This window comes from Burkholderia dolosa (assembly GCF_902499135.1).
Lineage (GTDB): Bacteria > Pseudomonadota > Gammaproteobacteria > Burkholderiales > Burkholderiaceae > Burkholderia > Burkholderia dolosa.
The window spans coordinates 1-17415 of record NZ_CABVPR010000049.1 but is presented as its reverse complement, the minus strand read 5'-3'; the positions used below and the strand labels follow the sequence as shown (position 1 = coordinate 17415).

13 protein-coding genes and 3 pseudogenes are annotated in these 17415 nt (G+C 64.9%); 11 read left to right on the top strand and 5 right to left on the bottom strand.

Features of this window, described 5'->3' with window-relative positions:
* Positions 1-10 precede the first annotated feature (10 nt).
* A complete protein-coding gene (locus BUB20358_RS20270; RefSeq protein WP_035976212.1) occupies positions 11-199 on the bottom strand; it encodes a DUF2964 family protein in 189 nt (62 codons plus the stop codon).
* Between the two features lie 298 nt (positions 200-497).
* Between BUB20358_RS20270 and BUB20358_RS20265 the strand changes: the two genes are divergently transcribed.
* Genes BUB20358_RS20265 through ftsH form a run of 3 tightly spaced genes read left to right on the top strand, consistent with a single transcriptional unit; the run spans position 498 to position 3635 of the window.
* Entirely contained in the window at positions 498-1145 is a 648-nt protein-coding gene (locus BUB20358_RS20265; RefSeq protein WP_035976210.1) for a BON domain-containing protein, read from the top strand.
* Between the two features lie 39 nt (positions 1146-1184).
* Positions 1185-1694, top strand: coding sequence for a BCAM0308 family protein (locus BUB20358_RS20260; RefSeq protein ID WP_006767369.1), 510 nt, complete (start codon positions 1185-1187; stop codon positions 1692-1694).
* A gap of 33 nt (positions 1695-1727) precedes the next feature.
* On the top strand, positions 1728-3635 hold the full coding sequence (gene ftsH / locus BUB20358_RS20255; RefSeq protein ID WP_035975845.1) for an ATP-dependent zinc metalloprotease FtsH: 1908 nt from the start codon (positions 1728-1730) through the stop codon (positions 3633-3635).
* A 65-nt stretch (positions 3636-3700) separates the two neighbouring features.
* On the opposite strand, the gene BUB20358_RS20250 is transcribed toward ftsH, so the two are convergent.
* Positions 3701-5494 carry an adenosylcobalamin-dependent ribonucleoside-diphosphate reductase gene (locus tag BUB20358_RS20250; protein ID WP_035975844.1) on the bottom strand — a complete coding sequence of 598 codons (1794 nt, stop codon included), beginning with the start codon at positions 5492-5494 and terminating at the stop codon, positions 3701-3703.
* A 183-nt stretch (positions 5495-5677) separates the two neighbouring features.
* Here BUB20358_RS20250 and BUB20358_RS20245 point away from each other — a divergent pair, with 183 nt between their 5' ends.
* The 3 genes from BUB20358_RS20245 to BUB20358_RS20235 all read left to right on the top strand — a co-directional run bounded on the left by BUB20358_RS20245 (position 5678) and on the right by BUB20358_RS20235 (position 8795).
* On the top strand, positions 5678-6613 hold the full coding sequence (locus BUB20358_RS20245; protein WP_006767366.1) for a 1-phosphofructokinase family hexose kinase: 936 nt from the start codon (positions 5678-5680) through the stop codon (positions 6611-6613).
* A 119-nt stretch (positions 6614-6732) separates the two neighbouring features.
* Positions 6733-7533 (top strand): polysaccharide deacetylase family protein, encoded by an 801-nt coding sequence (locus BUB20358_RS20240; protein ID WP_006767365.1) that lies wholly within the window; start codon positions 6733-6735, stop codon positions 7531-7533.
* Positions 7530-8795: a putative glycoside hydrolase gene (locus BUB20358_RS20235; RefSeq protein ID WP_035975843.1), complete on the top strand. Its 1266-nt coding sequence runs from the start codon at positions 7530-7532 to the stop codon at positions 8793-8795. The genes BUB20358_RS20240 and BUB20358_RS20235 overlap by 4 nt, the downstream gene beginning before the upstream one ends.
* Positions 8796-8820: 25 nt before the next feature.
* Here the strand turns inward: BUB20358_RS20235 and BUB20358_RS20230 are convergent, their stop codons facing one another.
* Positions 8821-9333, bottom strand: coding sequence for a lecithin retinol acyltransferase family protein (locus BUB20358_RS20230; RefSeq protein ID WP_045552369.1), 513 nt, complete (start codon positions 9331-9333; stop codon positions 8821-8823).
* 217 nt (positions 9334-9550) lie between these two features.
* A complete protein-coding gene (locus BUB20358_RS20225) occupies positions 9551-9856 on the bottom strand; it encodes a hypothetical protein (protein WP_174905107.1) in 306 nt (101 codons plus the stop codon).
* A 29-nt stretch (positions 9857-9885) separates the two neighbouring features.
* On the opposite strand from BUB20358_RS20225, the gene BUB20358_RS20220 reads away from it, so the two are divergent.
* The 5 genes and pseudogenes from BUB20358_RS20220 to BUB20358_RS20200 form a co-directional block, all read left to right on the top strand.
* Complete coding sequence (locus BUB20358_RS20220; protein ID WP_223473333.1) at positions 9886-11109, top strand: hypothetical protein; 1224 nt, start codon at positions 9886-9888, stop codon at positions 11107-11109.
* Positions 11106-11576 carry a PM0498 family protein gene (locus tag BUB20358_RS20215; RefSeq protein WP_123806777.1) on the top strand — a complete coding sequence of 157 codons (471 nt, stop codon included), beginning with the start codon at positions 11106-11108 and terminating at the stop codon, positions 11574-11576. The genes BUB20358_RS20220 and BUB20358_RS20215 overlap by 4 nt, the downstream gene beginning before the upstream one ends.
* Before the next feature lie 139 nt (positions 11577-11715).
* Complete coding sequence (imm45, locus tag BUB20358_RS20210) at positions 11716-12018, top strand: Imm45 family immunity protein (RefSeq protein WP_217456714.1); 303 nt, start codon at positions 11716-11718, stop codon at positions 12016-12018.
* Positions 12019-12093: 75 nt separating this feature from the next.
* Positions 12094-12843 (top strand): annotated as a pseudogene (locus tag BUB20358_RS28465) (POTRA domain-containing protein); the annotation flags it as partial.
* Positions 12804-15920: pseudogene (locus BUB20358_RS20200) on the top strand (hemagglutinin repeat-containing protein); the annotation flags it as partial. The pseudogenes BUB20358_RS28465 and BUB20358_RS20200, both read left to right, overlap by 40 nt.
* A gap of 1175 nt (positions 15921-17095) precedes the next feature.
* Here BUB20358_RS20200 and BUB20358_RS28070 read toward each other — a convergent pair.
* Positions 17096-17415: pseudogene (locus BUB20358_RS28070) on the bottom strand (hypothetical protein); the annotation flags it as partial.

The following is a 17415-nucleotide window of genomic DNA, read 5'->3' as shown; positions in this document are numbered from 1 at the left end:
GCAGCGCGCGTCACGGGCGGTCGCCCGGCGCCGGATTGAGCAGCACGACGAACGCGAGGATGCTCGAGATCAGCGTGGCGATCGAATATCTGAAGACCCGCTCGTCGAACAGCATCCCGTGCACGATGCCGACCAGCGACGCAATCGCGAGAAATACGCTCAGCGTCGCGAGAACGATTCGGTATTGCTTTCGGATCATGGCGGTCTCCCGGAAGACGCCGGTTGCGTTGCGCCGCGAAGCGTTCACGCGGCCGCGGTTGTTCGGCATCCGCAGCCATGATCGCGTGGCGCGCCGCGGCGCGGTTGATCTGTATCAACGGACGAATCGACGTGTTGCCGCGTGCTGCGGCGTGTCGCGCGGGCGGCCGGTGTCACGGCGAGCCGCCCGTCGATTGATCCTCGTCAAGCCGCCGGCGCGCCGATGCGCGATGCTGGGTCCGGCACGGCGCGAAACCGGCCGCGCGAATCGCGGCCGACGCGGCCGACGGGAGAACGACATGAAGTCCGACGCAGCACTCAAGCAGGAAGTCGAGCAGTCGCTGTTCTGGAATCCGGGGATCGATGCGCGCCAGATCGACGTTACCGTACGCGACGGCGTCGTCACGCTGCGCGGCACGGTCGACAGCTGGGCGCAGAAACTCGAGGCGCAGAAGACCGCGCTGCATATCGCGGACGCGCGCGCGCTGGTGCTCGAGCTGCACGTCGCACCGCCGGATAACGCGTGCGCGGATCAGGAGCTCGCGATCGCGATCACGTTCGCGCTCGGCTGGCAGCAGGCGTTGCGCGATCAGAAGATCCGTGTCGAGGTCGAGCACGGCTGCGTGACGCTCGACGGCGAAGTCGATCATGCGTCGCAAAGCCGGGCGGCCGAAGCGATGGTCAGCCGGATGATCGGCGTGGTCGGTGTGGCGAATCGCCTCCGTGTGCGAGACGATCGTACGGTGCCGGACGTCGGCGCGCGGATTGCGGACGCGCTGGCGCGCCGCGCGCGACGTGAATCGGCCGGCATTTCGATCGACGCGAACGACGGCGTCGTCACGTTGACCGGCACGGTCGCGTCGCCGGCGGAACGACGCGCCGTCTGTGGTGCGGCGGCGTCGGCCGCGGGCGTTCGCGAAGTCGTCGATCGCCTCAATCTGGCCTGACGGCCCGCCTACGGGTTCCACCACGATGGAGAAACAGCGATGAACCGTTCGAATCACGGCTCCAGCCGACACTATCTGCGCCGCGACAAGCGCATGCAGCCGCATACGACCGACAGCTATCGCGAGCCGAAGCGGCCGAAGGCCGGCAGGCGCTGCGACGGGTGTGGTGCGGTCTGCGACGCCGGTCGCTGGACGTGGTACGCGACGCCGCGCGAACGGCGGCAGCTCGAATGCCCGGCCTGCAAGCGCGTACGCGAGCAGGCGCCGGCGGGCGAACTGGTATTGCACGGCGCGTACCTGCACGCGCACCGGACGACGATCCTCGACCTGATCGAGCGTCAGGCCGCGCTGGAGATGAGCGAGCACGCGCTCGAGCGCATCATGGAAATCGACAAATCGGGCGATGCGCTGATCGTTCGCACGACTGGCACGCACATGGTGCGGCGCCTCGGCGACGCGCTGCTGCATGCGCATCACGGCGATCTCACGCTGAACTACCGCGACGGCGACGACGTGCTCCGTGCGCAGTGGAAACGGGACGACGCGTGAGCGAACGGCGCTTCGCGCCGCACGGTGAATGCAATGAACGAACGATTCGACTACACCGGACTGCTGATCCCGATCGCGTTCGCGGTACTGATCGCGTTTCAACTGATGACGTTCCGGCCACCCGCGACGTCGATTTCGTACAGCGACTTTCACCGGCTCGTCGACGCCCGGCTGGTCGACGATCTGGACGTCGGCCAGTCGTCGATCTCGGGCGTACTGCGGATGCCGGCAGCCGGCGCGGCGCTGCCGGCATCCGACGCAGCGGCCGTCGCGAAGGCCGGACCGCCGTGGCGCTTTACGACGAATCGCGTCGCCGACGACCGCCTCGTGTCCGCGCTGACGGCAGCCGGGATCCGCTATCGCGGGACGCCGGACGCGGGATGGATCGACACGCTCGCGACGTGGGCGTTTCCGCTGCTGGGCTTCGTGGTGGTCTGGAGCTTCCTGATGCGCAGGCCGGGCGCGATGCGCAATCTGAACGGCATGGGCAAAAGCCAGGCGCGCGTGTACGTGCAGCAGAAGACCGGCATCACGTTCGACGACATCGCCGGCATCGACGAAGCGAAGGCCGAGCTGCAGCAGATCGTCGCGTTCCTGCGAAATCCTGAGCGCTATCAGCGGCTCGGCGGCAAGATTCCGAAGGGCGTGCTGATCGTCGGTGCGCCCGGCACCGGCAAGACGCTGCTCGCCCGCGCGGTGGCCGGCGAGGCAGCCGTGCCGTTCTTCACGATCAGCGGATCGGCCTTCGTCGAGATGTTCGTTGGCGTCGGCGCGGCACGCGTGCGCGATCTGTTCGAGCAGGCGCAGCAGAAGGCGCCGTGCATCGTGTTCATCGACGAACTCGACGCGCTCGGCAAGGCGCGCGGCATCGGCCTGATGTCCGGCAACGACGAGCGCGAGCAGACGCTCAATCAATTGCTGGTCGAAATGGACGGCTTTCAGGCCAATTCCGGCGTGATCATCATGGCGGCGACCAACCGGCCGGAAATTCTGGATCCGGCGCTGCTGCGCCCCGGGCGCTTCGACCGGCACATCGCGATCGACCGGCCGGACCTGAACGGCCGCCGGCAGATCCTTGCCGTGCATACGAAGCGCGTGAAGCTGGCGCCCGAAGTCGACCTGTCCGAGCTGGCGTCGCGCACGCCGGGCTTCGTCGGCGCAGACCTCGCGAACATCGTCAACGAGGCCGCGTTGCGCGCGGCCGAACTCGGCAAGCCGGCGATCGAAATGGCCGACTTCGACGAAGCGATCGACCGCGCGATGGCCGGCATGGAGCGCAAGAGCCGTGTGATGAACGAGCAGGAGAAGCGGATCATCGCGTATCACGAGTCCGGACATGCGCTCGTCGCGCAGAGCCGTGCGCACTGCGATCCGGTGAAGAAGGTGTCGATCATTCCGCGCGGCATCGCGGCGCTCGGCTATACGCAGCAGGTGCCGACCGAAGATCGCTACGTGCTGCGCAGAAGCGAGCTGCTCGACCGGCTCGACGTACTGCTCGGCGGCCGCGTGGCCGAGGAAATCGCGTTCGGCGACGTGTCGACCGGCGCGCAGAACGACCTCGAACGCGCGACCGCGCTCGCGCGGCACATGGTCATGCAGTACGGGATGAGCGACCGGCTCGGCCTCGCGACGTTCGACGACGCGGCGCCGCAAGGCGGCCCGCCCGCGGTATGGACGCCGGGCGACGGCCGCTGCAGCGAACATACGGCGCGACTGATCGACGAAGAAGTGCGCACGCTGCTCGGCGATGCGCACGCGCGGGTCGCGGCGACGCTCGGCGAGCAGCGCGATGCGCTTGAACGCATCGCGCAGTGCCTGCTGCAACGCGAATCGATCGACCACGATCAGCTCGTCGCGCTGATTGCGCCGCCGCGTGACGCAAGCGGCGAGGTTGCGGCGGCGCAAGCCGAGCACGAGGCGACGCCTGCGACGCACGTGTGATCGCGTGCCGCCCCGGCGGCAGCGAATGGATCGCGCGTTCGGCAAGAACGCGCGATCGGCTTCGTTCAGCAGCCGACGCAGACCGGGCGGTTGCGCCGCCGTGCCGCATCGTCGACGACAACCGACGCGAGCTGCGGGTCGGGCCGGAAGATCGTGATTCCCTTGAGCCGTTCGCGCCACGCGAGAAAGAACAGTTCGTCGACCTGCGACAGCGAGCACTGGCGACGCATCGCCACGGTCTTTGAAATGCCGGCGTCGACGCACGGCTGCAACGCGGCGAGCATCGCGACGTGATCGGCCGGTGCGATGTCCGCGGCGGTCGCGAAATAATCGGGGAGCCCGACGCCGTCGCCGTGCAGTTCGCGAAACAGCCGATAAGCGTGATTCTCCACGCGAAACGCGCGTACGTTCCCGTCCGCGGTGCGGACCGTCCGATGCTGCACCCAGCCGAGCGCCGGCTCGATGCCGTTCGAACAGTTGTCGCAGAAGGCGAGGCTCACGCTGCCGGCCGGCGCGAACGACAGCAGATGACTGTTGCGCAGCCCATGCCGCGCGATCGCGTGATGGACCTTCAGCGGCAGCGGCATCCGATGTGCGGGACCGGCGAGATAGGCGGACGGCTCGAACGCCGGAAATGCGCCGCGCTCGGCGGCGAGCCGTGCCGACGCCGAGAACGCATGTTCGCGCATCGTCAGCACGATCGAGCGCGCAACCGCACGCGCATCCGCGCTGTCGTAGCGCAGCCGCAGCATCGTCAATGCGTCGCCGAGGCCGGTGACGCCGACGCCGATGCGCCGCGTGCGGCGCGCTTCGCGCTCGTGCGCGGCGAGTGGCCAGTTCGTCAGGTCGAGTACGTTATCGAGCATGCGGACCTGGATGCGTACGGCGTCGGCCAGCGTGTCGAAGTCGAAGGCCGGCTCGCCGCCGCAGCCGAACGGGCGGCGCACGAAGCGCGACAGGTCGATCGGGCCGAGCACGCAGCTGCCGTACGGCGGCAACGGCTGTTCGCCGCACGGGTTGGTCGCGTCGATCCGCTCGTGGTCGCGCAGCGGGTTCGCGTCGTTGATCGTGTCGAGGAACAGCAGCCCGGGCTCCGCGCTGTCGCGTGCCGCAGTGACGATCCGATGCCATAGCGCGCGTGCGGAGACGATTGCATGCAGATGCTGCCCGTCGGCACGCTCGGACGATGCGGCCGATGCGGCGTAGCGCGGGCTCGGATGAACCAGCGCCCACGGCCGGTCGTACGCGACCGCTTCCATGAACGCGTCGGTGATGCCCACCGACACGTTGAACGTCGTCCAGCGCAGCCGGCGGTTCTTGGCGGCGACGAACGCCGCGAGATCCGGATGATCGCAGCGCAGCACCGCCATTTGCGCGCCGCGGCGCGGCCCCGAAAACGGCAGCGTGCCGCACATCGCATCGAAGCGGTCGATGGCCGCGCACACGCCGCTTTCCGCCGCGCGGCGTGCGTCGTATGCGCTCTCGGGCGGCACCGGCGAGAAGTCGTAGCCGATGCCGCCGCCCATCAGCAGCGTGCGCCGCGCGTCGTCGAGCGCGGCGGCGAGTACGGCATCGACGGTCTCGATCGACGCGCCGGGCGGAATCGCGAGCGGATGGACGAAGCAGTTGACCATCGTGCCGCCGGTGCCGGCGCCCGCGTTCGCGAGAATGCGGCCGGCACCGATCGCGCCGCGCTGCAGATTCGCCAGGAACGCGTGTTCAATCCGTGTCCGGCCGGCCGCCGGCTCGGCAAGCGACAGCGCGCGGGCGACGCGCCGGAAGATGTCCACGCGCGATGTTTCGCCGGGCCGCGCATAGCGGTCGGCAAACACGGTGTTGCAAAGCAGCTGGTCGTCCATGGCGACGCTCCGCGACGGCGATTGACTCACTGTACGGGCCGGCGCGCGCGCGTCGTTGATCGAGCGCAACCGGGCGCGGCCGCGGCATGGGTTGACGCGCGTCAACGTCGCACGCACGGTCGCACGTAACGTGGAGTCTGGTGCCGCAAGCGGCGCGGCACGCTCTGCGAACGACTACGCATCATGTCCGATATCGTTACCGTCACGTTGAATCCCGCCGTCGATGTCGCGACGTCGGTCGAGCGCATCGTCGACACGCACAAGCTGCGATGCGCGCCGCCGCGGCGCGACCCCGGCGGCGGCGGAATCAACGTCGCACGGACGATTCACCGGCTCGGCGGCGACTGCATCGCGATATACGTCGCGGGCGGGGCGACCGGGCGCGCACTGGCACAGTTGCTCGAAGCCGAACGTCTGCCCACCGGGCGCATCCCGATCGCCGGCGAAACCCGCGAGAACATTTGCGTGACCGAGACCGCGACCGGGCGCGAATACCGTTTCCTGATGCCCGGCCCGGCCGTTACCGCGGCAGAGTGGCACGCCTGCGCGACACGCATCGAAACGATGCGGCCTGCGCCGCGCTATCTGGTGCTGAGCGGCAGCCTGCCGCCCGGCGTGCCGGCGAATGCGTATGCGACGCTCGCGCGCGTCGCATCGCAAAACGGCACGCGGGTGGTCGTCGATGCTGCGGGCGCAGCGCTGAGCGCGGCGCTCGACGTCGGCGTGCATCTCGTGAAGCCGAGCCTCGGCGAGCTGAGCGCACTCGCGGGCGAGCCGCTCGACGAAGCATCGGCATGCCGCAAGGCGCGCGAACTCGTGTCGGCCGGCCGCGCGGACATCGTCGCCGTGACGCTCGGCGCGGCCGGCGCGTGGGTCGTGTCGCGTGATTGCACGGTGCGCCTGCCGGGTCGTGCGGCCGCGGTATGCAGCACGGTGGGCGCCGGCGACAGCTTCGTCGGCGCAATGGTGTGGGCGCTCGCACGCGAGCTACCGTTCGGCGACGCATGCCGTTATGCGCTCGCGGCGTCCGCCGCGTCGGTCGAATTTCCCGGAACGGCGCTGTGCACGCGCGATGCCGTCGAGCGGATTTACGCGGAGCTCGCCGCGCGCGCAGCGTGACGCTCGCCCGGGCGTTCGATTGCGAGTGCCGATTCCGTCATGCCGGTCGCGCTTGACCTGCGTCAACGCCTGTCCGGCGCGATCGAGAACGATAGGTCGGCCGTTTGCCGAGGTGTCCGATGGCTTTCCGCGCGATCCTGATTTCATTGCTGCTGGCGGCGTGCACGTCGGCCGCGTCGTCGTCCGTTTCATCGGCCGACGACGTCGCCCCTGTGCGGCAGCGCGTGCTGATTCTCGTCTACCACCGCTTTGCCGAGCAGCGCGTCGACTCGATGACCGTTCGTGTTCACACGTTCATCGAGCAGTTGCGTGTGATCGACGCGCACGGCTACCGGATCGTGCCGCTTGCGGACGTGGTGCGCTGGCATCGCGGGCGGACCGACGCGGTGCCGGCCCGCGCGGTCGCAATCACGGTGGACGACGGCCATCGATCCGTCTATCGCGTACTGCGCCCGTTGCTGATCGCGCATCGGATGCCCGTCACGCTGTTCGTCTATCCGTCGGCGATATCGAATGCGAGCTATGCGATGACGTGGGACCAGGTGCGTGCGCTGGTCGGCTCCGCGAACGTCGACGTCGAATCCCATACGTACTGGCATCCGAACTTCGACGTCGAGCGGGCGCACCGGTCGCCGGACGATTTCAGGCGCTTCGCGTCCGATCAGCTGGCCCGCTCGCGCGCGCGGCTCGAGTCGGAAACCGGCAAGCCGGTTCGCCTGCTCGCGTGGCCGTTCGGCATCCATGACGCTGAAGTGGAACGCATCGCCGCACAGCAAGGCTATGTCGCGGCGTTCACGCTCGGCGCGCGCGCCGTCCGGCGTACGGACCGCGCGATGGCGTTGCCGCGCTACCTGATGACGGACGCATGCGACGCGCGGTGCATGGCGCGCATGCTGGACGCCGCGGAGGCCGAGCGATGATCGGCCGTACCATTGCCGGCGTCGTGTTGTCGCTCTGCAGTCTTGCGGCCCGCGCTGCGCCGGTCGCGATCACGGTGGTCGATGCAGCGACCGGCCGTCCGGTGGCGGGCGCGATCGGCTATGCAGCGGGTGCCGGCCGGATCGCGGACGGCGCCGGCAGGTTCGGGTTCGAGCGCGAAGCCGGCGAATCCGGCGAAGCACGCGTGAGCGTGCGCGCGCCCGGGTATCGGCGCGCGGAAGCCGCGCTGACGACGACCGAGACCGCTCGAACGATTCGTCTGACACCGCTGCGCCCCAAAGCGGTCTACTTGTCCGTTTACGGCATTACCGACCGCACGCTGCGGGAGGCGGCGCTGTCGCTGCACGGCAGGACGGCGATCAATGCGCTGGTCATCGACGTGAAGGGCGACCGCGGCGCGACGCCGTACCGCAGCGCGGCGCGCGAGCGGGCAGGCGCGTCGGTCGGGCCGCCGTACGCGGCGTCGCGGGCCGCGACGCTCACGGACCTGATCGGCAGCCTTCGTGCGCGCGGCCTGTATCTGATCGCCCGCATCGTCGTGTTCAAGGACGACCCGCTGGCCGCCGCGCATCCCGACTGGGCGGTACGCGACGCGGCCGGCGCGGTCTGGCGCGATCGCGAGCATCAGCGCTGGATCGATCCGACCGTGCGCGCTGCGTGGACGCATCACTACGACATGGCGGAAGAAGCGGCCCGAATGGGGTTCGACGAGATCCAGTTCGACTATCTGCGCTTTCCGGACGCGAACGGGCTGCGCTTCGCCGAACCCAACACCGAAGCCAATCGCGTCGCGGCCATCACCGGGTTTCTGACCGGTGCGCGCGAGCGTCTGCGACCCTACAACCTGTACGTGTCGGTCGACATCTTCGGCTACGTATGCTGGAACGCCGACGACACCGCAATCGGCCAGCGGCTCGATGCGCTCGGCGACGTCGTCGATTATCTGTCGCCGATGCTGTATCCGTCGGGCTTCACATGGGGGTTGCCGGGCTGCCGTCAACCGACCGAGCGGCCCGGCGAGATCGTGTCGCGCTCGCTCGCCGAGGCGATGCGCCGGACCGGAATGCCCGGGGTCCGCTTCCGACCGTGGCTGCAGGCGTTCCGCGATTACGCATTCGATCGCCGGCCATTCGATGCCGACGAGATCCGCGCACAGGTCGACGCGGCCGACGCCGCCGGCACCGACGGATGGATGCTGTGGAATCCGCGCAATCGCTACGATCCCGCCGCGTTGCCTCGGTGAGCAGCCGGCGATGCGGCCGGCTTCGTCAAGCAGCGCGGCGCAGCGACCGTTCGCGCGCTCGCGACCAGCATGCCGCGCGAGCCGCCTGCCATTTGCCGGCCATTGCGCACGCAACCAGCATCGCGACGACGGCAATGCCGTGAGCTGGGTTGCGCACGCACGCCGCGACCTGCTCGCTTTGCCCGACGCCGAACAGGCACCACCGGCAGAAATGCTCGCAATTGTTCGTGAGGAGCCGGTAACGGCGCTCGCCGACGCGCGACAGCGCACGCTGCGCCACTTCCATCCCCGTGTATGCGGTGCGCGCGTGCCGGACCACTGCGAGTTCGGATCCTGCACGAAAGTCGTCGACGGACACGACTTCGACCGGGCCGGCACCGAACTGCCGCGACAGGCCCGCGTAGTGGATCACGCTGCCGTTGCCGACGTAAATGCCGTGATGGACGTAGCCGGTACGTCGCGTGACGAGATGGGCGCCGACCGGCAGTTCGCATTGACGCTCGATGCCGGCATAGTGCGCTGCGCTCGGCTGGTTCATTGTCTGCTCCTGACGATGCGGGAAACGGTCGCGCCGTGACACGCTTTCAGTATCGGCAGCGAACGCGTGCGCCGCAATCAGCGTGACCTGAGCTTGATGTCCGGCTTTGCGGCCGTCCTGTCGGAAATATCCGACGCGACGTGCAATATCGGCTGACAGACTGCGCGAGCGTCGCCGCGCGTGCGTGGTGCGCATCCGGAGGCGGCGTGGCGGGCGCTCATGACGCTCGGTCGTGCGGTTGCTGTCTGTCGCGGCGCGCACGCTTGACCTGAGTCAACGCGAAACCGGCGTTCGGCGCGACGCTGGTGTCGCCGTCCGGACGCACGCGCGATGTCGGGTGTTGCGTCCCGCCGTGCGATCCCGCGGCGGCATGGTACGGATTCGTGTGCAACCGGGAGAATGAAATGGCGATGCGAATGACAGGGTGGTTGTTGTCGGCAGCCTGGTTCCTGAGCGTTGGCGCGGGCGCGTTCGCGCAATCGCCGCCTGAACCGGCGACGCAGAACGGCGTCGAGTACGTCACCGGCGGAATCGGCGACGACGAAGAGCGGCGTGAGTGCGGGCACTGTCACAATTACGGATACCGCCAACCAGAAGCAGGATCTCGCCAGCCTGAACCGCGATACATCGAACACGAACGGCACTGTCTCGAAGATGCCGGATCTGCAGAATCTGTTGGGCAATCAGGCCGACATGATGAACGCAGCCAGCGCGGCTGGCGAAGCGGTTGCCACCCAGATCGGACGGTACGCGGACAGTAAACGCGACGCTGCGAACAAAGCGGCCGAACAAGCCGCAAAGGACGGCAATCCGGAACTCGCGGCCCAGTATCGTCAGGAAGCGGCAAGCTGGGACGAAGGCGGCACGAACCGAGTCGCGCTTCACACTGCGGGTGGTGCGATGATCGCGGGTCTGGGCGGCGGCAATGCGCTGGCGGGGGCGGCTGGCGCCGGACTGTCCGCCGCATTGGCCGGCAAGTTGAACAGCGTCGCAGACTCGATCGCAAGCGCGACCGGCGATACGAATGCCGGGATGACGGCAGGCAACATTCTGTCGAATGTGCTTGCAACAAGTGCGGGAGCGCTGGTGGGCGGGAACTCGGGAGCATTTGCGGCAGCAAACGTCGACCTGTATAACCGTGATCACAGCAACGGTCAGGGCAAGGGTGGCACGGGCAGTCAGTTCCTTGATAAGAGCGCAAATTTTGTCGCCGGAGCATGGAATGGCCTGGTGAGCGTTGGCGAAGTGGTCGTAAACACGCCGAACGGTGGACCTTTCGCATCGCCCGGCGACCCCGGCTATATCTCTGCCGACAAATTCCGGCTGCCGTATATTCAAGGTGATCAGCTGGGACCTGATATCGAGCTTCTCGCCGCTATGCTTGCAACCAGAAAGGTTGGCAAAGGCGGTGCAACCGAGGCCGAAGCAGTCGCAGCCGGAGATGCGGCAGCGCTGAAAAAGACGATCGACGCAACCAAGTATCAAGGAGAGATGCTAGGGGCAAATGGCACACAGACCGCAAGCAAATCCATTTGGAGAGGTAGCGGTCAGGAAAGAATTGATGTGGAAAATCCTGCTCCCGGCGTGCGCCCGGGACAGATTCACTATCAAGATGCCAACGGCACCAAGTACTATTATGATCCTAACTCGCAAGTGTTTTTCGATCAAAAAACTGGCGAACTGGCCCCGAAGAGTGTGCAAAATTTGATGAAGGATTCGTCCTTCTCGAAGGCAATTGATAAGGCGCTAACCGGTTATCTTGGAGCGAAGCGATGAACGCCATGAATGACAAGATGCACCTTCTCCTTCAACGGAAGTCGGCGGTTGAAGTAGGCGTGCCAGATGGGCTCAAAGAAATTCTAAATACTGGATTCGTGCGAATTGGAGAGTGTATTTTATTTTCTTCTTTTTTTAAAGAAACGAGTCTGCCGTCCGATCAATTCTTGATTCGAGCTTATGGCGATTTGACAGGATATGAGTGCGCAGTCAACAAAATCCACGTTGAAGATTACTGCGAGGAAAATGTCCTCGGGAGTGCCATGGGGTTCGTCAGTTACTTCTCTGAGGTCTGGAGAGGGAAATTCGGGGACGAGGCAATCGTTATACTGACCTATGAGGAGGATGAGGATTTTGGTGAGGTATGCACGTTTCGATTTCATTTAAATCGCGTCGGGCAGAAATTTATCGATCCAAGCGAGATAAATAAATATCCAGAGGCCATATTGATGAGCAGCGTTTTGTGAAAATCAATGGCCGCATTGCTGAATGGTAAAATTGAACTCTATACGCAGGATCTCTAGTTGATGCTCGGCGCGGTAGGCAATGTCAAGAGCGCCATGATCTCTTCGGTCTGAGGGTGAAATGACAAAATGGAAAGACCTTTTGGAATACACCGACACCGTGATTTCGCGAGGGGCACTCCTCAAGTTTCCGGCTGGTCAATCGATTGAGAACGAGGTCGTCATGATGGTTTGTGAAGCGCCTGATAAGTCGGGGCGCTTTGGATTGATGGCCATCACGGGGTATAAGGCCGGCATCAACTGCTACGTCATATTTCCAGCGGAAGCCGCGCAAATGCAGCTGTCGGCGAGCTGGCTAATTGCAAACTGGACCATGTGGGTCTGGCCAGATGGGCATGTGCAAGATGTGAAAATTCGTGCGCCCCTCGAAGCCCAGGAGCTGTAGTTGTAATCGACAGAGGCAATTGACGCCAAGCGCAACTTGAGTCCCTCGCAAAAATAAAAGAATTAAACCTCAACTATGAAAATAGCCAAACGGCTGGCGACTGTGCCGTTCGCCGCCTTGATGTCGGTCGCCGTGCAGGCTCAACAAGTTCCGTCGCCGGCTGACCAAGCCGCCGCCGCGCGCGCGAATGCGGAACAGGACCGCCAGGCGCAGCAGCGCGACGCTGCGGTGCATGCGCCTGCCGTGCGCTCCGACCTTCCGCGCGTCGAGGCGTATCCCGCCATTCCGGCCGAAACGCCGTGCTTTCGGATCGACCGGTTTGCGCTCGACGTGCCGAGCTCGTTGCCCGACGCGGTGAAAATTCAAGGCGCGTCCGCGCTGCCGCTCGATCGCTTCGCTTTCGCACGCGAATGGCTCGACCGTTACGCGGGCGCGTGCGTCGGCAAGCAAGGCATTGACGTGTTGGTCAAGGGCCTGTCGCAAGCGATCCCGGCGCGCGGGTATGTCACCACGCGCGTGCTCTTGCCCGAGCAAGATCTGTCGAGCGGCACCCTCAAGTTTTCGCTGATTCCGGGCGTAATCCGCCATGTGCGCTTCGCCGACGAAAAACTCCGCGGCACGTGGAAGACTGCCTTTCCGACCGGCGACGGCGAACTGCTGAACCTGCGCGATCTCGAACAGGGCCTGGAGCAGATGAAGCGCATATCGAGCCAGGACGTATCGATGCAGATCGTTCCGGCCGACGTGCCCGGCGAAAGCGACGTCGTGCCCGACGTGAAGCGCGGCAACGCCTGGGCGACGGCTTCTATGAACAGCAGCTCGTCCGCAATCAGATCACGGCGCTGACCGGCAAGGCGGTGTTGGGTCCGTACACCGACATCCAGTCGATGTACGAGTCGCTGCTCGCGTCGGGCGCGGCGCTGTCGAAGTCGCTGAATCTGCCGCTCGGGATGAGCCTGTCGCCGGAACAGGTTTCGCAGCTGACGAGCAACGTGATCCTGATGGAAACGCGCGTGGTCGGCGGCCAGTCGGTGCTGGTCCCGGTCGTGTACCTCGCGAAGGCGAGCCAGGAGAACTGGAACGGTCCGTTGATCGCGGCGAACGACATCGACCTGAAGAACGCGCAATCCTTCACGAACAGCGGGACGATGACGGCTGCCGATACGCTGTCGATCGACGGCAAGCAGATCGACAACGCGTTTGGTGCGCTGCAAAGCGGCGGGCTGACGAAGCTCACGACGACGGGCAATATCGATCTGACCTCGGCCAACGTGAAGGCCGGCAGCCTGCTCGTCAACGCCGGCGGCGATCTGATTCTCGATACGGCATCGAAAACGGTCAAGCAGGTCAGCGACACGGGCGCCACGCGCGTCACGACGACGCTTGGGCCGACCGCGAAGCTGGATGTCGCAGGCAATGCATCGATCGTCACCGGCGGCAACTTCCAGCAGAACGCGGGCAATCTGTCGGTCGGCGGCAATCTCGGGATGAACGTCGGCGGCAACTGGGATCTCGGTGCGGTGCAGACAGGCGAGCACAAAATCGTGCAGCGTGCGAACGGCGTGTCGAACACCGACATCAACAAGGTCACCGGTAGTTCGGTGACGGTCGGCGGGCAATCGAATGTCGTCGTGGGTGGTGATCTGACGGCAAAGGGCGCACAGATCGACCTCGGCCAGGGCGGGACGCTTGCTGCCAAGGGCAACGTAACGCTCGGCGCGGCGAGTGCGACGTCGACGGTGAACAGCAACAGTTCGGGCAGCGACAGTCACGGCAGCTATGCGGAGACGCTGCACACGTCCGACCAAGCACTCACCGGCACGACGCTCAAGGGTGGCGACACGGTCAATATCGTGTCGGGCAAGGACATTACGCTCTCCGGCAGCGCGATCAGCCTCGACAAGGGCAACGCGAACCTGCTGGCGGCCGGCGATGTGAATGTCGGTGCGGCAAGCGAGACGCACGAGCTGAATTCGCACGAAACGCACAGCCATAGCAATGTGGTGAGTGGGGCGAAGGTTGCGAGCGGGATTGACCAGACGATGACGCTCAACCGTGGCAGTCTGGTGTCGGCCGACGGTGTGAACGTTGTCAGCGGCAAGGACATCAATATTCAGGGCAGCACGATCGTCGGCACGAACGACGTTGCACTCGCGGCCGTGCGTAACGTGACGGTTACGACGTCGCAGGACACCTTGCAGTCGTCGAGCTACTACAGCAAGAAGGAGTCGGGGCTGATGTCCGGCGGTGGCCTGTCGGTGTCAGTGGGCAGCAGTTCGTTGAAGACGACCAGCCAGACGACCGAGGTGTCGAACAACGCCAGCACGATCGGTTCGCTGAAGGGCAACCTGAGCATCACGGCTGGCAACGATCTGCACGTGACTGGCAGCGACCTGATCGCAGCGAAGAATCTCAGCGGGACAGGCGCGAATGTGATGATCGACGCGGCGCAGGACAAGAACCATCGCGGTGAAACGCAGGAAGTCTCCAAGAGCGGCCTGACGCTGGCACGGAAGGCACCGGTGATCGACGCGGTATCGAACGCCGTTGGTCAATCGCGTGCGTCCAGCAATAGCCAGGATGGTCGCGCGGCAGCGTTGCGCGGGATGGCCGCGGCGAGCGCGGCATGGGACGCGAACATGGCTGCGGGCGACGTGGTCCGGGCGCTGGGGGCGGGCGAGACCCCTCAGTTCAAGGTCGAAGTGAGCGTCGGCAGCAGTCACAGCAAGAGCGCGTTCTCGGAAGACGGCGTGACGAATCGCGGCTCGAATGTGAACGCAGGCGGGACGGTGGCGTTTGCGGCGACCGGCAACAGTCAGGCTGGCAGCGGCAATGTGACGATCGCCGGCTCGAACGTGAACGCGAACGATGTGATCTTGGCGGCTAAAAATCAGGTCAATATTGTCAATACGACCGATACGGATTCGACGCGCAGCACGAACGAGTCGAAGAGCGCGAGCGTGGGGGTGTCCGTCGGCACGGGCGGGTTCGGCGTTTCCGCGGCGATGTCGAAGGCCAACGGCGACGGCAATAGCGATCTGGCCACGCAGAACAACAGCCATGTAAGCGCAGCAAGCAATGTAACGATCATCTCGGGCGGCGATACGAACATTACCGGCTCGAACGTGAAGGGCAATCAGGTGAATGCCGACGTGGGCGGGAATCTGAACATCGTCAGCGTGCACGATACGCTGACGAGCGCGGCGCATCAGTCGAGTTCGGGCGGTGGCTTCAGCATCAGTCAGGGCGGCGCCAGTGCGAACTTCAGCCAGAGCAAGGGCAATGCGTCCGGAAGCTATGCGGGCGTCAATGAGCAGGCCGGGATTCACGCAGGCGATGGCGGTTTCAATATCAACGTCGCCGGCAATACCGACCTGAAGGGCGGGCTGATCGCGAGCGACGCGGATCCGTCGAAGAATTCGCTGACGACAGGCTCGCTGTCCTTCTCGGACATCCAGAACCAGTCGCACTACGATGCGAGCTCGAGCGGCTTCAGTGCGGGTGCGACGACCGGCGACGGCGGGATGAACTACAGCACGCACGGGAGCACGTCGGGCAAGAATGCGGGGGGCGCCGCGCCCATGCTTGGGCAGAACGACAGCGGCAGTGATAGCGCGACGACGAAGAGTGGTGTGAGTGCGGGGAGCGTTACGATTACGGATTCGGCAAATCAGAAACGGGACCTGGCGAGCTTGAACCGCGATACGACGAACACGAACGGCACGGTCGCCAAACTTCCCGACATGCAGAACCTGCTGGCCAACCAGTCGGACATGATGGCTGCGGCCAGTGCGGCGGGTGAAGCGGTGTCGCGCCGGATCGGGGACTATGCCGACGAGATGAAACGGCAAGCCGAGAAGAATGGTGACCAGACAGGTGTCGACGCATGGAAGGAAGGCGGAGCGAACCGCGCACTGATGCAAGGCGCGGGCGCGGCGCTGGTGACGGGGTTGGCGGGCGGCAACGCGGCCGGTGGCGCAGCTGGCGCGGCGATTGCGTCGATCGCGTCGGGTAAGCTGAATGAACTGAGCAGCGCGATCGCAGGCAGCGATCCGACCGGGAACGCCAATATGAATCAGGCGCTGGGGAACATCGTGGCGAATGCGCTTGCGACGGGGGCCGGCGGTGTCGTGGGTGGTGAATCGGGGGCGTTCTCGGGGTACAACGCGGATCGATTCAACCGGCAGTTGCACGAGGACAGCAAGGCGAAGGAACTGACTCTGGCGAAGAAGCTGGCATCGGAAAGCGACGGGAAATACACGGTGCAGCAGATTCAGGATCAGATGGCGCAAATGGATCTGGTGATGAGCGATGGAGGGGTGTTGCCGGGCAATGTTCGAGTAGCGTCGGGAGAGATGCCGCAGGACGGGACGGAGTGGACGCGGTACGGCGTGAACAAGGCGGGTCAGACGGTGTGGACGCAATCGTTGGGTCCGGGCGATCCTGATTTGCAGGCGTATATTGTGAAGGGAGCGCAGGGTAGCGGGTTCTCGTATCAGGCGACGACGACGGGCAAGAATCCGGGCCTGGTCCGTGCACCGGACTTTGTGAACTTCCAGATTGATTATTTCGTGGGCAGTGTGTGGGGAACGTTTACGCGGGATGGAAATGCGTTCTTCGGAACTGGTGTCAATATGGCGCTTCCCAATCCAGTTCAGGCATCAGCAAGTATTACTGCCGGCTGGCTCAATCGAACGAGCGTCGCTCCTGGCCAGACAAATAACTTTGCTGGAGGCTATGCCGGTGGCATGACTGGTGCTTACGGCATATTTGGCACAGGCATCATGAATTCGCCGGGTAATGGAACTGCGACCATTATTGGTGTTGGTGGTGGGGTTAGCGCCGGGAAGAACACTAACGTTGGTGGTGTCGGTGGCGGGTACAGTAATGATCAAGGTAAGACAGGGATTAGGTGGTAAATATGGTTGGAATTCCAGGCTCGGCTCCTAAAACACGTGGGCAAAAGATAGTTGGGGTTATTGCCTTCACCGCGCTGATTGGCTTCATCGTGTACGTGGTGTTGAAGAACATCTTTTTTAGCTGAACGACTGAGCCCGGCGTATGCCGGGCTCGGTGTTTAGGCCTGTTTCGAAGGAGGTCGACGGCGATGTCGTCGTTCAGCGGCGAGTTGCTGCTCGTCACGGATGCGATCCAGAATCTCCTGTTCGGTCATCTCGCGATTGGCGATGCGGTAGTGGTGATCGGAGGAGATGGTCAATTGCTGGGAGCGGTAATTGACGGAGAGGAGCACATGGTTGCCGGGCACAAAGCCGGCGGTGGCGAGCAGGCGATCGACGGCGCTCTGCCACGGGAAGGCTGGGCTGACCTTACCCCGCCGAGTACACCATTCGTAATTTAGTGGGCTCGCCGGTTTTCGGTTGATGCAGTTGCCGGAAT